The 6083-nt window shown below is 71.4% G+C and carries 6 protein-coding genes; all 6 read right to left on the bottom strand.

Translation table 11 applies throughout. The annotated features are described in order from the left end of the window. Nucleotides 1-270 (bottom strand): TolB family protein (locus ACI79C_RS24055; protein ID WP_456948222.1); only part of this gene is annotated, 270 nt, incomplete at its 3' end. A 45-nt stretch (nucleotides 271-315) separates the two neighbouring features. After that, complete coding sequence (locus ACI79C_RS24050; RefSeq protein ID WP_456948221.1) at nucleotides 316-1422, bottom strand: TerC family protein; 1107 nt, start codon at nucleotides 1420-1422, stop codon at nucleotides 316-318. A gap of 3 nt (nucleotides 1423-1425) precedes the next feature. Further along, nucleotides 1426-1956 carry a hypothetical protein gene (locus tag ACI79C_RS24045; protein WP_456948220.1) on the bottom strand — a complete coding sequence of 177 codons (531 nt, stop codon included), beginning with the start codon at nucleotides 1954-1956 and terminating at the stop codon, nucleotides 1426-1428. After that, a complete protein-coding gene (locus ACI79C_RS24040; protein ID WP_456948219.1) occupies nucleotides 1953-3113 on the bottom strand; it encodes a TerC family protein in 1161 nt (386 codons plus the stop codon). The genes ACI79C_RS24045 and ACI79C_RS24040 overlap by 4 nt, the downstream gene beginning before the upstream one ends. A gap of 270 nt (nucleotides 3114-3383) precedes the next feature. Next, on the bottom strand, nucleotides 3384-3737 hold the full coding sequence (locus ACI79C_RS24035) for an MmcQ/YjbR family DNA-binding protein (protein WP_456948218.1): 354 nt from the start codon (nucleotides 3735-3737) through the stop codon (nucleotides 3384-3386). 109 nt (nucleotides 3738-3846) lie between these two features. Next, on the bottom strand, nucleotides 3847-5961 hold the full coding sequence (gene uvrB, locus ACI79C_RS24030) for an excinuclease ABC subunit UvrB (protein ID WP_456948217.1): 2115 nt from the start codon (nucleotides 5959-5961) through the stop codon (nucleotides 3847-3849). Nucleotides 5962-6083 lie beyond the last annotated feature (122 nt).

Raw genomic sequence — 6083 nt, 5'->3', positions numbered from 1 at the left:
CAGCAGGTGCACCTGCTGCCGACCGCCGGGCTCGGCGCTGAGGTAGGCCAGCCACCGGCCGTCCGGGGAGAACGCCGGCGCGGTGTCCCGGGCGCCCGAGGTCAGGGCCCGGGCCGGCGCCGACCCGTCGGTGGGCACGGCCCACAGCCGGCTGCGCGGCTCGTCGCCGTCCAGGTCGAGCTGGGTGACGGCGACGACCGCGATGCGCCCGTCCGGGGAGACCGTGGGGACCCCCGGCGTGCGCAGCAGGGCGAGGTCGGCGGGCAGCATCGCCGCGCCGTCAGCCCCGCCTCGGGCAGCCCCGACCGCCCCTCATCAGGGACGGCGGCGCTGCTCGCCGGGCTCGGGCTCGGCCGACCGCGCCTCGACCACGGACTCCGCCTCGGCCGACGCGGCGGGCCCGAGGGAGCCGGTCCGGTCCGCGATCTCCGGCTCGGCCGGCGACTCGTCCACCATCTGCCCACGGGTCTTGACCAGGCTGGCCACCGTGGCGATCACGAGGACGCCGAGGATGATCGTCAGGGACAGCCAGATCGGGACGGTCGGCACCGCGTCGATGTGCTCGCCGCCGTTGATGAACGGCAGCGTGTTCTCGTGGAGCGCCTCCAGGACCAGCTTGACGCCGATGAAGGCCAGGATCACCGCCAGGCCCAGCGACAGGTAGACCAGCCGCTTGAGGAGGCCGCCGAGCAGGAAGTACAGCTGCCGCAGCCCCATGAGCGCGAACACGTTGGCCGTGAAGACGATGAACGGCTCCCTGGTGAGCCCGAAGATCGCCGGGATGCTGTCCAGCGCGAACACCAGGTCGGTCGTCCCGAGGGCCAGGAACACCACGATCATCGGCGTCCACAGCTTCTTGCCGCGCTCGGTGACCCGCAGCTTGCTGCCCTCGAACTCCGAGGTCATCGGCAGCACCCGGCGCATCTGCCGGATGAGCGCGTTCTCCTCGTAGTCCTCGTCCTCGCCCCGGTGCCGGACCAGGTTGATCGCGGTGTACACGAGGAAGGCACCGAAGATGTAGAAGACCCAGGTGAAGCGCGCGATGAGCGCGGCCCCCAGCAGGATGAAGATCCCGCGGAGCACCAGGGCGATGATGATCCCGACCATCAGGACCTCCTGCTGGAGGTGCCTGGGCACGCGGAACCGCGCCATGATGATCACGAAGACGAACAGGTTGTCGACCGACAGGCTGTACTCGGTCAGCCAGCCCGCGTAGAACTCCGTCGCGAACTGCGCGTCGGTGACCGCCCAGAAGACCGCCCCGAAGACCAGGGCCAGCCCCACGTAGAAGCTGACCCACAGGCCCGCCTCCTTGAAGGAGGGCTCGTGGGGACGACGGGCGACGATCGCGAGGTCGGCGAGCAGCAGGACCGTGAGGCCCACGAACGTCGAGACCTCGAACCAGACCGGGAGCTCGTGCACGGTTCAGGACTCTACGGGCAGCGCCGGACCGGGACCGCCCGGGACTCCGGTTGCCAGTGCCCCGGCGAGGGCCCGGACGGAGGCACGCAGCGCGGCGGTGTCCCGGCGTCCGAGGGCGCCCACCACGCGGTCGAGCACCCGGATCCGGACACCCTCCGCCTGCTGGAGCACCACCCGCCCGGCCTCGGTCACCTCGAGGACCGCGGAGCCGGGCGCGAGGGCCGGCGCGTCGGGGTGCGGGGCGCGGTGCAGCAACCCGCGCCGGACCAGCGCCTCGGTCGTGGCGTCGGCGGCGTGGTCGACCTGCCCGGTGCGGCGCGCGACCTCCCGGGGGTGGCGGGCGCCGTCGGCGACCGCCTGCAGGGCCTCGATCTCGCCACGGCGCACGCCGGTGACCTCCTGCATCGTCTCGACCAGCCGGTCGGTGGCCCGGGCGATGCCGGCGAGCTCGTCGACCAGGTCCACGACGGCCGTCAGCCGCTCGCCGGGCGGCTCGGCCGCGCGCGGACCCCGCGCGACCCCCACGGCGCTCACCGGGTCACCGAGCCGGTGTCGACGGCCTCGTGCGGGTCCGTCACCGGGCGGGCGTCCGTACCGCGCGCCGGGTCGGCGTCCTGGGGCGACCGCGGGTCGGCGTCCGTGCCTCCGGCCGGGTGGCTGACGGTGCCGCGGGCCGCGACTGTGTCGTCGGCGGGCAGGGGGTCACGGTCAGGGCCGGCGGCCGCGGCGCGCCGGTTCCGGGCCAGGCTGGCCACGGTCGTGACCACCAGCGTCAGGAGGATGACCGCCAGGGACAGCCAGGTCGGGATCTCCGGCACCACGGTCACGTGCTCGCCGCCGTTGACGAACGGCAGCTCGTTGGTGTGCAGCGCGTGGATGACCAGCTTGACGCCGATGAAGCCGAGGATGACCGCGAGCCCGTAGGAGAGGTAGACGAGCCGGTCGAGCAGGCCGTCGAGCAGGAAGAACAGCTGTCGCAGGCCGAGCAGCGCGAAGGCGTTGGCGGTGAAGACCAGGTAGGTCTCCTGGGTGAGCCCGAAGATCGCCGGGATCGAGTCGACGGCGAACAGGATGTCGGCGCTGCCGATGGCGATCAGCGCGATCGCCAGCGGGGTGATGTACCGCTTGCCCTTGATCTTCGTGGTCATGCGGTCACCGGAGTAGTCCTCGGTGGTCGGCAGCAGCCGGCGCGTGAGGCGGAGGACGCCGTTCTCCTTGAAGTCCTCGTCGTGGGTGTGGCCGCCCTTGGCCTGCAGGTAGGCGGTGTAGACCAGGAACGCGCCGAAGACGTAGAAGATCCAGCTGATGTTCTCGATCGCCGCGGCGCCGACGAAGATCAGCGCCGTCCGCAGGACGAGGGCGAAGGCGATGCCGAACAGCAGCACCTTCTGCTGCAGCTCCCGGGGCACCGCGAAGCTGCTCATGATCAGGACGAAGACGAAGAGGTTGTCGACCGAGAGGCTCTTCTCGGTGACGAAGCCGGCGAAGTACTCCCCGCCGTACTGGGGCCCGGCGAACCACAGCACCAGCAGGCCGAACACCACGGCGATGCCGACGTAGACCGCCGACCAGGTGGCCGACTCGCGCAGGGTCGGGGCGTGCGGCGTGCGGACGTGGCCGACGAAGTCGAACACGAGCATCCCGACGATGGCGGCGACGGTGACCGCCCAGATCCAGAAGGGGACGTCCAAGAGTGAGTACCTCCGGTACTGGCGAATGTGTCAGTGCCGGAGGTCTCTCCCGCCGCGGCCGCGACCGGCAGGACCGGAGATCCGCAGACCCCGTGATGACGACCCCGCCGCGTAGGGATACTCCCCTCCACGTGCAGACCCCGGTGGCGGGCAGGCGTCATCGCCGGCTCACACCGTGGATCCAGGACGTCGAACGAACCGGCGGCCGGGGAGGTTCCCGCCGCTCCGGGGCGGCCGGTCAGGCATCGTCCGGCGGGGCTCCCGGCGCGGTCAGTGCGCCGCGGGACGCCGGCTCCGCGGCAGGGCGGCGACGATCGCGTCGTAGGAGGCGTCGACCAGCTCGCGGACCTCGTCGTCGGGAACCGGTCCGGTCCAGTCGACGGCGATCCAGCCGTAGCGGCCGATGTAGGGACTCGTGGTGATCGCGCCGGGGTACCGGTCCCGCCACTCCGCGGCCTCGGCGGCATCGCGACCGCACTTCACCCCGACGGTGCCGGTGTCCAGGCCGAGGAACGCGAACGCCTTGCCACCCACCTTGGCGACCAGCTCGGCCTCGCCCCAGGGGTGGGTCTCCTCCGCGCCCGGCTTGGCCAGGCAGCAGGTGACCAGTTCCTCACGCTCCACGGCTCTCCTCCCCGCCCCGCTTCAGGGTCCCGCGCCCGAGCTCGCGAGGGAGAGGACCACGCCGTCCTCACCCCTCGCAGGCTCGGGGCGAGCCTCCGGACGCGGCCGCTCAGGCGTGCGCGGCGTCCAGCTGGCGCAGCTCCTTCTTCAGCTCGGCCAGCTCGTCGCGCAGCCGGGCGGCGACCTCGAACTGCAGCTCCCGCGCGGCGGCGAGCATCTGGTCGTTCACCTGGGCGATGAGGTCGGCCAGCTCGTTGCGCGGCAGGCCCTGGACGTCGATGGACCCGGCCTTGCCCGCCTTCTTCGACGACAGGCCCGGCACCGGCGCCTTGCCGCGGGACTGCTGCCGGCCCGACCCGCCGATGAGCTCGGTGGCCTCGGCGTCCTCCGCCTCGCGGTAGATGCCGTCGAGGATGTCGACGATCTTCTTCCGGAGCGGCTGCGGGTCGATCCCGCGCTCGCGGTTGTAGGCGATCTGCTTCTCACGCCGCCGGTTGGTCTCCTCGATCGCCTGGGCCATCGAGGGGGTGATCGTGTCGGCGTACATGTGCACCTGGCCGGAGACGTTGCGGGCGGCGCGGCCGATGGTCTGGATGAGCGAGGTACCCGACCGGAGGAAGCCCTCCTTGTCGGCGTCCAGGATGGCCACCAGGGAGACCTCGGGCAGGTCCAGGCCCTCGCGCAGCAGGTTGATGCCGACCAGGACGTCGTACTCGCCCTGCCGGAGCTCGCGCAGCAGCTCCACCCGGCGGAGGGTGTCCACCTCGGAGTGCAGGTAGCGCACCTTGATGCCGAGCTCGAGCAGGTAGTCGGTGAGGTCCTCGGCCATCTTCTTGGTCAGGGTGGTGACCAGGACCCGCTCGTCGCGCTCCGTGCGCAGCCGGATCTCGTGCACCAGGTCGTCGATCTGGCCCTTGGTCGGCTTGACCACGACCTCGGGGTCGACCAGCCCGGTCGGGCGGATGACCTGCTCGACGACGTCCCCCTGCACCCGGCCGAGCTCGTAGGGGCCGGGGGTGGCCGACAGGTACACCGTCTGGCCGATCCGGTCGGTGAACTCCTCCCACTTCAGCGGGCGGTTGTCCATCGCCGAGGGCAGCCGGAACCCGTGTTCGACGAGGGTCCGCTTGCGGCTCATGTCGCCCTCGTACATGCCGCCGATCTGCGGCACGGTCACGTGGGACTCGTCGATGACCAGCAGGAAGTCGTCGGGGAAGTAGTCGAGCAGACAGGCTCCGGCGCTGCCGGCGGCACGGCCGTCGATGTGCCGCGAGTAGTTCTCGATGCCGGAGCAGAACCCGACCTGGCGCATCATCTCGATGTCGTAGGTGGTGCGCATGCGCAGCCGCTGGGCCTCCAGCAGCTTCCCCTGCCGCTCGAGCTCGGCCAGCCGCTGCTCGAGCTCGGCCTCGATGGAGGCGATCGCGCGCTCCATGCGGTCGGGGCCGGCGACGTAGTGGGTGGCCGGGAAGACGAACAGCTCGTCGACCTCGCGGACGACCTCCCCGGTCAGCGGGTGCAGGTAGTACAGCCGCTCCACCTCGTCGCCGAACATCTCGATGCGGACGGCGAGCTCCTCGTACACCGGGAACACCTCGATGGTGTCCCCGCGGACCCGGAACGTGCCGCGGGTGAAGGACAGGTCGTTGCGGGTGTACTGCTCGGTGACCAGGGTGCGCAGCAGCTCGTCGCGGTCGCGCTCCTCCCCCACCGAGATCTTCAGCGCCCGCTCGACGTACTCCTCGGGCGTGCCCAGGCCGTAGATGCACGAGACGGTGGCCACCACGACGACGTCCCGGCGGGTGAGCAGGCTGTTCGTCGCCGAGTGCCGCAGCCGCTCGACCTCCTCGTTGATCGAGGAGTCCTTCTCGATGTAGGTGTCGGTCTGCGGGACGTAGGCCTCGGGCTGGTAGTAGTCGTAGTACGAGACGAAGTACTCGACGGCGTTGTCCGGCAGGAGCTCCCGGAACTCGTTGGCCAGCTGCGCGGCGAGGGTCTTGTTCGGCGCCATGACCAGCGTGGGGCGCTGCACCTGCTCGATCAGCCAGGCCGTCGTCGCCGACTTGCCGGTACCGGTGGCCCCGAGGAGGACGCTGTCCTGCTGCCCGGCCTCGACCCGCTCGGCGAGCGCCTGGATGGCGGCCGGCTGGTCGCCCGAGGGCTCGAACTCGCTGACGACACGGAAGCGCCCCTGGGTGGGACGGAGGTCGGTGGCTGCGCGCACGCCGACGACGGTACGACGGGGGTGTGACAGGACGGCGTACCTGCGACCGCCGCGCACTCCTGGGACGGGCGTGACCGACCGGCTGGCCGACGGTGCTTGCCATGGGGTACGGGCGCCCCTAG

It is taken from the genome of Geodermatophilus sp. SYSU D00697 (genome assembly GCF_054050175.1).
Note: the sequence above shows the minus strand (reverse complement) of the source record. Positions and strands in the feature narration are given on the sequence as shown.